We start from the raw sequence: 326 nt of genomic DNA, 5'->3' as shown, positions 1-326 counted from the left end.
GTCGACGGTGGTCCAGCGCGCATCGCGCCAGGCCGGCAGCAGGAGAGCGGCGAACCCGAGCAGCAGGCCGAGCAGCGCGACGAGAAGGAGGGATGGATCACGAAGGGCTGCGTACCGGCCAAGTGTGGAAACAGGACTGAAAAGCAAGGCTCCGCCCATGCCGAGCGCAACTCCGGCGACGCCGGAGACCGCCGCCTCGGCGGCTGAAAGCGACAGGATCGTGCGGGTTGTGGCGCCGCGAACGCGAAGCAGCGCCTGCTCCATCCGCCGGCGCTGCTCGCCGGACGAGGTCACGGCATAGGTAAGCGCGATAGCCAGCGCCGCGC

1 protein-coding gene is annotated in these 326 nt (G+C 69.9%); it reads right to left on the bottom strand.

The window, feature by feature from the left end:
• Positions 1-326 (bottom strand): FtsX-like permease family protein (locus tag EN852_RS37685; RefSeq protein ID WP_135879827.1); only part of this gene is annotated, 326 nt, incomplete at both ends.

This window comes from Mesorhizobium sp. M2E.F.Ca.ET.209.01.1.1, assembly GCF_004010375.2.
In the GTDB taxonomy this organism is placed as follows: domain Bacteria; phylum Pseudomonadota; class Alphaproteobacteria; order Rhizobiales; family Rhizobiaceae; genus Mesorhizobium.
The sequence above is the reverse complement of the archived record's forward strand: the minus strand, read 5'-3'. Positions and strand labels throughout refer to the sequence as shown.